General features: G+C 50.4%; 1 pseudogene. It reads right to left on the bottom strand.

Annotated features, from left to right (window positions below):
- Window positions 1-18: 18 nt before the first annotated feature.
- Window positions 19-1,255: pseudogene (locus ACTIE0_RS24345) on the bottom strand (ISNCY-like element ISAtsp9 family transposase).
- Window positions 1,256-1,476 lie beyond the last annotated feature (221 nt).

Raw genomic sequence — 1,476 nt, forward strand, 5'->3', positions numbered from 1 at the left:
AAGGTGGTCCCAACTGTCTCAGCGTACAGTCTGGGTAAGCGCGCGCAAATCATTAAAGAAGGTTTGGCGGGTAGGTAAGTGCGCTCGTAGCAACTGGTACTTGTTATCGAGCAACTCCAGCAGGGTGTGGAAGAGCAGCGAGAGGATGTTGAGGGTCGCCAGCAAGGAAGAAAGATGCTGCTTGCCATGGCCAAAATTGTGTTCGAGATGGTAGCCCTTGGTCTTGAGAGTGTTGTTGTTCTCATTCTCAACTTTCCAACGAGTCAGCCCGGCCCGAACCACCTCGGCTACATTCTCATCGCTGAGAGGATAATTCGTGGCAAAGGAGTTGTGATAGGTTACCTGGCCATCAGCGGTGGTGACAGTAAGTTCGCACCAGTTAACCAACAGGGCCTCATCGCTATCTTTGAGGGGGACTCCGTTGAGATAGCGGTAGGTATAGGTTTTCTCGACTTGACCAGTCCACTTCTTGGTCGTGAGGGTCGGGAGTTCGATGCCCTCTAGGTGTTCATAGAGGGTAGTATGAGACTCGGGGCGACAGACGACGATGAAGTTAAGTTGCTGCTCTAAAAACTGCTGACACAACGGTTGGTGGCAATAGAGGTCATCCCCTAAAACCTTGACATTCAAAGCCCTCAAGCATTGTTCTTGCCTCGATAGCCAGCGTTTGGCGGCGGCATTCTCACAGTCTTGCTTATCATGACCATCTTGGGGCACGATAAATTCGGGGACTAAGGGAATCACATGATTCTGTCCCGGACAGACGATGACTGGAGTGACAACACTATGGAAGTAATGGGTTTTTCCTGACTTCTGGGTGCGCGTTGAACAGTGGGGACAGTGAATTTTGTCGGAACTGAAGTATTCCGTGCCATCCAACGCGACTAATAGACTGTCCCCTAGGCAACGGAAGTCTTCTAACTGCCCCTGGGCTTCCAAGACTTGTAGGATCTCCTCAAACACTGGAAACAGGTGATCTGGGGACACGGCATCTAATAAGTCCCGAATCTGGTGATCACAGGGAATTCGATGAACTCCAAACAGACTTTGGGCATTGCTCTTGCCTTTACTCCCCTCCATCAGACGTTGATAAGCCAGAAACGACGGAGTTTGAGTAAAAAACACACGCTCACGCACTTAAAGCGGCATCCTCCATTCCATAGCGGCGATTTTTACCCCGGCGCTTGTCCGGTAGCGATGACAAGCACTGGCGGAAAGAACCGACTAGAGTCTCAAAGCAACCTGGCTTTTTCAACGGCTCTGGCCCTCCTGGGTTTCTTAGATGTCATTACGATACAGGGATGCTGGGGACTTGAACAGGTTTTCGCCAAAATGAGAATTGCTGCCCAATTTTGGGAATCATAACCCCAGGATTGAAGCGGGGAACGGAAGGCGTGAAGTATAGCATTAGTCAAGGTGGTTAGGACGCAGCTTTGAGAACGGAATCCATGGCATCATGGAGAGAATCAAACTGCT

This window comes from Limnospira sp. (assembly GCF_051859755.1).
GTDB classification, from domain to species: Bacteria; Cyanobacteriota; Cyanobacteriia; order Cyanobacteriales; family Microcoleaceae; genus Limnospira; species Limnospira fusiformis.